The organism is Vibrio sp. 10N.222.48.A3, from assembly GCF_041475345.1.
Classification (GTDB): domain Bacteria; phylum Pseudomonadota; class Gammaproteobacteria; order Enterobacterales; family Vibrionaceae; genus Vibrio; species Vibrio tasmaniensis_A.
This window is the reverse complement of sequence record NZ_JBFRVX010001044.1, coordinates 1-422: the sequence shown is the minus strand read 5'-3', so window position 1 is coordinate 422 and position 422 is coordinate 1. Positions and strand designations below refer to the sequence as shown.

Annotated in this window: 1 protein-coding gene; it reads right to left on the bottom strand. The window is 40.5% G+C overall.

Annotated elements, in window-relative coordinates:
- A partial coding sequence (locus tag AB4653_RS23430) for a ParA family protein (RefSeq protein WP_372105443.1) occupies window positions 1–422 on the bottom strand: 422 nt, incomplete at both ends.

The following is a 422-nucleotide window of genomic DNA, read 5'->3' as shown; positions in this document are numbered from 1 at the left end:
CCTTAATTTCATAGACAGCTTCGAGTAAAGAGCTAATGCCGTCTAATGAAAATGCACCTGAATCTACAGGGATCAAGATAAGGTCTGAAGCCTGGATTGCGTTAAGAGTCGTTAGGGATAAGTTTGGTGGAGTATCAAGAAGAATGAAATCATAGGTGTCACCTAACTTCGCTAATTGCTTTTCTAAAATTCGTTCACGATTAATCTTTGTCAGTGATGTTTCGATGACACGTGACAACTGAACATCAGCGGGAACGACATAGAGGTTTTCAATAGAGTTCCCATTAATCTGTGCAGGTTGAATTAAATCGACAATGGACACAACTTTAGGCTTATCAAACAAAGCAGCCACCGTCTCTTCAAACTTAAAATCACGTTGTCCGGTTAACGTTTTAGAGCAGTTCCCTTGAGGATCGAGGTCA